The following is a 6035-nucleotide window of genomic DNA, read 5'->3' as shown; positions in this document are numbered from 1 at the left end:
TCTCCCGGCAGGGCTTCCTCGACCTCGCGCGCGCGACCGCCGACCCGCTACGGCCGGCCCGCGACGGCCGGCCCGCGACGGCCGGCCCGCCGTCAGACCGCCATCGCCAGCATCAGCGGCGCCGCCCGGGCCGCCAGCAGCTCGGCGGCGGCCTTCAGCTTGTGGATGTTGTCCGCCGGCATCGAGGTGGCCAGGCAGCCGACCGTACTGCCCGCCGTGATCGGCACGGCCGCGCACACCGTGCCCAGCGCGTACTCCTGGATGTCCAGCACCGGCACCGTGGCCGGCTGCCGCTCCAGCCGGTGCATCAGCTGGTCGGCGTCGACGACGGTGCGGGAGGTGAGGCGGGCGACCGGGTGCCGGGAGAGGTGGTCGCGCCGGGCGTCCGCGTCCAGCTGGCCGAGCAGGCACTTGCCGATCGCACTGGCGTGCGCGGTGGCCCGGAAGTCCACCCACTCCTGCACGGCCGGGGCGTAGTCGGCGGCCGAGACCGCCTCCACCGACAACTCGCCGTCGTGGTACCGGGTGAAGTACACCGCGGCGCCCAACTCGTCCCGGAGTTCGGCGAGCTTGCGGTTGAGCCGGGCCTTCACCAGCTGCTCCCGGTTGTGCTGGCCGAGCAGGGCGAAGGTGCCACCCAGCAGCCAACCGCCGTCCTGGCACTGGAGGTAGCCCTCGACCTCCAGGATCTCGGCGAGCCGACGCACGGTCGGCAGCCCGAGCGAGGTCTCCCGGGCGAGGGCCACCAGGGTGGCTCCGTCGGGGTGGCGGTCGACCGCCTCCAGCAGTCTGAGGGCGTGCTGCAGGGAGGTGAACGGGCCCGTCGGACCCTGGTCAAGCGCGGCGTGACGACCCGGGGCTGGTGTCGACATGTCGTCCCCTTCCGATGTCCCCCCACGGAGCGACCGCGGGCGCACACCAGCCTATCGACCCGGCGGCTCCGACGGCTGCCGTCCGTACATATCCGTGGACAATCCGTGTAGGCCCACCGGCCGACCTGGGCGGACGCGACGGGCCCCTCCCCCACTGCCCTGGAGGAGGGGCCCGTTCCGCGGCCGCCGGGTACGGGCCCGGCGGCCATGAGGGTGGCGGTGCGGAAGGTGGTGCGGAAGGTGAGGGGCGGGTCAGCCCTCGTCGCCCGCGCGCAACCTGGCGACGGCGGCGGCCAGCCGGGCGCCGTACTCCTCGTCCGCGGCGTGGAAGTGGGCGAGGTTCCGCTCCACCACGTCGTCGCGCGAGACCTGCGCCAGGAAGCCCGCGATGTTGTCGACCAGACGGGTCTTCTCACCGGCCGACATCAGCCGGTACAGCTCCCCGGCCTGGAAGAAGTCGTCGTCCTTGGTGTGCGCCGGGGTGGTGTACGTGCCGGTGTGGCCGGTCACCCCGACCGGTGCGGCCGTCGCGTCGCCGGTCTGGGCCGGGCCGCCGTACGAGTTGGGCTCGTAGTTCCTGCCACGACCGGCGCTGTTGGCGGCCATCTGGCCGTCCCGGCCGTAGTTGGCGGCCTCGGTGGCGCGCGGGGCGTTCACCGGCAGCTGGGTGTGGTTGACGCCGAGGCGGTAGCGCTGGGCGTCCGCGTAGGCGAAAAGGCGGCCCTGGAGCATCTTGTCCGGGGACGGGCCGATGCCGGGCACGAAGTTGTTCGGCGAGAACGCGGCCTGCTCGACCTCGGCGAAGACGTTCTCCGGGTTCCTGTTGAGCACCAGGCGGCCGACCTTGACCAGCGGGTAGTCGGCGTGCGGCCACACCTTGGTGAGGTCGAAGGGGTTGAAGCGGTAGTCCGCGGCCTCGGCGACCGGCATCAGCTGGACGTGGAGGGTCCAGGACGGGAACACCCCGCGCTCGATGGCCTGGTGGAGGTCGCGCTGGTGCGAGTCAGCGTCGCCGCCGACCACCTCGGCCGCCTGGTCGCCGTCCAGGCAGCGGATGCCCTGGTTGGTCTTGAAGTGGTACTTCACCCAGTAGGCCTCGCCGTCCGCGTTGACCCACTGGTAGGTGTGCGAGCCGTAGCCGTTCATGTGGCGGTACGAGGCCGGGATGCCGCGATCGCCGAACAGCCAGGTGATCTGGTGGGTCGAGGCCGGCGAGTGGGCCCAGAAGTCCCAGACGTTGTCGGCCTCCTGCACGCCGGTGTACGGGTCGCGCTTCTGCGAGTGGATGAAGTCGGGGAACTTGATCGGGTCCTTGATGAAGAACACCGGGGTGTTGTTGCCGACGAGGTCGTAGTTGCCCTCCTCGGTGTAGAACTTGAGCGCGAAGCCGCGCGGGTCGCGCACCGCGTCGCTGGCGCCCAGGTTGCCGGCCACGGTGGAGAAGCGCAGGAAGACCTCGGTGCGCTTGCCGACCTCGGAGAGGAAGCCCGCCCGGGTGTACCGCGCGACCTCGTCGGTGACCTCGAAGTAGCCGTACGCGCCGGAGCCGCGGGCGTGCACCACGCGCTCCGGGATGCGCTCGCGGTTGAACCGGGCCAGCTTCTCCAGCAGGTGCTGGTCCTGGATGAGCAGCGGGCCGTACTCGCCGGCCGAGGCCGAGTTCTGGTTGTCGGCGACCGGGGCGCCGGACTCCGTGGTCAGGATCTTGGGCATGGAGGGTCCTTCGGCTGTCGATAAGGGCGGTGCGTGGAGAGTGGAGTGACGGTGCGTCAGATTCGTTCGCCGGAGAACGGTTTCCGGCGAACGGACCTGACGGACCGTCAGTCTCCGAGCAGGCTCCGGACGACGGTCGCCGCCGCGGCCGGGTCGGCCGCCGGACGGGCGGCGGTCAGCGCGGCGGCCTCGTCGGCGGTGAGACCGGCCCCGGTGAGGGCCGCGACGGCCTCGGCGGCCGGGAGGGCGTTGAACCAGCGCAGGGTGAGGGCCGCGCGGCCGGCCCCGGTGAGGCGGCCGGTGAGCCGGAGGCGGGCGAGGCCGCCGTCCGGGTGGACGTTGATGCGCACATGGGTCACCGGGCGGCCGGCGTCGAGCCGGAAGCGGTGCCGGGTGTCGGGCTGGAGCCGCGTGCGGGGCAGGAGTTCGAACCATTCACCGTCGGCCGGGTCGGCCCCGGTCGAGGCGTCGAAGCCGATCAGGTCGGCCCAGCCGGGGGCATTGGCGACAAAGTAGGAGGTGTCCACTTCGGCGGCCAGGACCTCACCGCCCCCGGCCAGGGCGATCCGCACCCAGTCGTTGGCCTTGTCGCGCCGACGCCGGGTCTCCCAACCGTCGCCCATGACGGAGGCGCGGCCGGGAGCGTTCAGGTTGTGCGGGGAGGAGAAGTAGCGGTCGGAGGCCGCCTCGGCCACGCCGCCGTACTCCTGGGCGGCCAGGTCGAAGGTGAGGCCGTCCAGTTCACGCGGATCGGGCAGCACCTCGCCGTGCACCCGCAGCCGGGCGACCCCGCCGTCCGGGAAGATGTTCAGCCGTACGTGGGTGTAGCGGGTGCCGTCCGCGACGGCGAACTCGTGGGCGGTGTCGCCGTCGAGCGCGGTGCGCGGCACGATCGTGGTCCACTCGGCGTCGTGGAGCTCCTCGGGCGAGGGGTGGCCGGGGACGGACGCGGCCTCGACCGAGGCGGTCTCCGGGTAGTTGCCCGTGAAGTGGGCGGTGTCCACGATCACGCCACGGACCACCCCGGCGGCGCCGAGCCGGACGATCGCCCAGTCGTGGTCCTCGTCGGTGGGGTGCGGCTGGTCGGCGGAGACGCCGCGGCGGCGCTTGGACTCCCAGCCGTCCATGATCTGGCCCTTGTGGCCGAAGGTGTGCGGGCGGAACTCGGCCGGCTTGGCGACCAGCAGGTTCTCGGCGTCCGCGAAGGTGTCCTCGTTGGTGGCGACGACGCCCGCCCCGAGCAGTCGGGAGGCCAGGTCGACCAGCTCGGTGAAGGGAGCACTCGGGGTGTCGGCAGTGGTCACTGACTCTCCTTTAGGCGCGTTCGGACGGGATGGTGGCGGTGGGGACGGTGGTGGCGGTGAGGACGGTGGTGGGGTGGGCGTGCGGCCGGGCGAGCTGCCGGCCGAAGGGGCGGGCCGCCGGGTCCACCTCGCGGCCGCGCAGCCAGGTGGTGCGCACCGCGCCGGTGAGGGTCCGGCCCGCGTACGGGGTCACCGGGTTGCGGTGGTGCAGCCCGCTCGCGCGGACGGCGAACCCGCCGTCCGGGTCGAAGGCGACCAGGTCCGCGTCGTGGCCGGCGGCGATGGCGCCCTTGGTGCCGGTCAGGCCGACCAGTTCGGCCGGTCCGGCGGACATCCAGCGCACCACGTCGGCCAGGGTGTGGCCGCGCCGGCGGGCCTCGGTCCAGACGGCCGGCAGGCCCAGCTGGAGCGAGGCGATCCCGCCCCAGGCGGCCGCGAAGTCGCCGCTGCCGCCGTACTCGGGCAGCAGCTTGAGGTCGGGGGTGGACGGCGAGTGGTCGGAGACGACGGCGATGAACTCGCCGCGCCCCAGGGCCTCCCAGAGCGCGTCCCGGTTGGACTCGTCGCGGATCGGCGGACAGCACTTGAAGGCGGTGTCGCCGTCCGGCACCTGCTCGGCCGCGAGGGTCAGGTAGTGCGGACAGGTCTCGGCGGTCACCCGTACGCCGTCCTCGCGGGCCTGCCGCAGCAGCGGCAGCACGGCGGCCGAGGAGACGTGCAGGACGTGCACCCGGGCACCGGTGCGCCGGGCCGTGTCGAGCAGCCGGGCGACGGCCGCGGTCTCCGCGTCGGCGGGCCGGGAGGCCAGGAAGTCCCGGTACTGGACGCCGGGTTGCTGCGGGGCGGCGGCGAGCACGGCCGGGTCCTCGGCGTGGATGATCGCCAGCGCCCCGATCCTGGCCTGCTCGGCCAGCGCCGCCTCCAGGTCGGCGGCCTCGACGTGCGGGAACTCGTCCACCCCGGAGGGGGCGAGGAAGCTCTTGAAGCCCAACACCCCGGCCTGGTGCAGCGGTTCGAGGTCGGCGACGTTGCCGGGGACGGCCCCGCCCCAGAAGCCGAGGTCGACCCAGGCCTGGCCGTCGGCGGCCTTCCGCTTGAGCGCCAGCCCCGCCACCGTGGTGGTGGGCGGGATCGAGTTGAGCGGCATGTCGACGATCGTGGTGACGCCGCCGGCCGCGGCGGCCCGGGTGGCGGTGGCGAAGCCCTCCCACTCGGTGCGGCCGGGCTCGTTGACGTGCACGTGGGTGTCGACCAGGCCGGGCAGCAGGGCGGTGTCGCCGAGGTCGACGAGCTCGCCCTCGCGGGCCGCGAGCGAGCCGTGCGGGGCCGTCCTGGCGATCCTCCCGTCCTGGATCAGCACGTCCGCGGGGCGCTCGCCGTCGGGCAGGACCGCCCGGCGGGAGCGGATCACCGTCGGCTGGCTGAAAGGCATGGGGAACCTCCGGAACCTGGGAGTCGGGGTGGTTCGAGGGTGCTTCAAGGCGTGCTTCGAGGCGCGCTTCGAGGTGTGCTTCGAAGGTGGTGGAACGCGGGAGGAGGCCAGGGATTGCCGGGAGCCTAGGCCCGCCTTCAACAAAACGTCAATGGATGGACGTCCGGGGGTTCAGTCCGACAACAGCTCTTCGGCCAGCCGCTCGCCCGCGAGTTCGGCCAGCTCGGCGGCCCTGGTCATGCTCTCCCCCGGCCGCTCGGCCAGGTCGGTCAGGGCGATCGCGGCGGTGAACCCGGCGGCCCGCCACTCGGGCTCGGAGAGCTCCAGCCGGCCCGCCACCGCGGCCACCCGAACGCCCGCCCGGGCGGCCGCCGCGGCGACTCCGGCCGGGGCCTTGCCGTAGAGCGTCTGCGCGTCCAGGCACCCCTCGCCGGTCACGACGAGGCGTGCCCCGCGCACGGCCCCGTCGAAGTCCAGCAGGTCGAGCAGCAGGTCGATGCCGGGTCGCATGGTCGCGCCGAGCAGGGCCAGGGCGGCGAAGCCCACCCCGCCCGCGGCGCCGGCGCCGGGCGCCTCCCGGACGTCCCGCCCGGTGGCCTCGGCGACCAGGTCGGCGAACCGGGTCAGCCCCGCCTCCAGCACCACCAGGTCCTCGCCGTCGGCGCCCTTCTGCGGGCCGTACACGGCGGCAGCGCCGCGCGGCCCGAGCAGCGG

The 6035-nt window shown here is 73.7% G+C and carries 5 protein-coding genes; all 5 read right to left on the bottom strand.

All coding sequences use genetic code 11. The features are described from left to right. Window positions 1-92 precede the first annotated feature (92 nt). Window positions 93-872, bottom strand: coding sequence for an IclR family transcriptional regulator (locus tag ACFU6K_RS28530; RefSeq protein ID WP_380667763.1), 780 nt, complete (start codon window positions 870-872; stop codon window positions 93-95). Window positions 873-1124: 252 nt separating this feature from the next. Then, window positions 1125-2585: a catalase gene (locus ACFU6K_RS28525; RefSeq protein WP_380667761.1), complete on the bottom strand. Its 1461-nt coding sequence runs from the start codon at window positions 2583-2585 to the stop codon at window positions 1125-1127. A gap of 107 nt (window positions 2586-2692) precedes the next feature. Continuing rightward, window positions 2693-3889, bottom strand: coding sequence for an allantoicase (gene alc / locus ACFU6K_RS28520; protein ID WP_380667759.1), 1197 nt, complete (start codon window positions 3887-3889; stop codon window positions 2693-2695). A gap of 10 nt (window positions 3890-3899) precedes the next feature. After that, entirely contained in the window at window positions 3900-5321 is a 1422-nt protein-coding gene (gene allB / locus ACFU6K_RS28515) for an allantoinase AllB (RefSeq protein WP_380667757.1), read from the bottom strand. 171 nt (window positions 5322-5492) lie between these two features. After that, the coding region (locus tag ACFU6K_RS28510) for a glycerate kinase (protein ID WP_380667755.1) at window positions 5493-6035 on the bottom strand (543 nt) is incomplete at its 5' end.

The sequence above is a fragment of the Kitasatospora sp. NPDC057512 genome (assembly GCF_042802135.1).
GTDB lineage: Bacteria > Actinomycetota > Actinomycetes > Streptomycetales > Streptomycetaceae > Kitasatospora.
Note: the sequence above shows the minus strand (reverse complement) of the source record. Positions and strands in the feature narration are given on the sequence as shown.